Genomic DNA, 217 nt, shown 5'->3' with positions numbered 1-217 from the left:
GGTTAGCGGCGGACGGGTGAGTAATACGTAGGTAACCTGCCTGTAAGACTGGGATAACCCACGGAAACGTGAGCTAATACCGGATAGGCGAGACTCCCGCATGGGAGATTCGAGAAAGGCGGAGCAATCTGCCACTTACAGATGGACCTACGGCGCATTAGCTAGTTGGCGGGGTAACGGCCCACCAAGGCGACGATGCGTAGCCGACCTGAGAGGG

Annotated in this window: 1 rRNA gene; it reads left to right on the top strand. The window is 57.6% G+C overall.

Annotated features, from left to right (window positions below):
* Nucleotides 1-217: ribosomal RNA gene (locus ACXX53_RS23265) — 16S ribosomal RNA — on the top strand; the annotation flags it as partial.

Source organism: Paenibacillus marinisediminis, from assembly GCF_054343325.1.
Note: the sequence above shows the minus strand (reverse complement) of the source record. Positions and strands in the feature narration are given on the sequence as shown.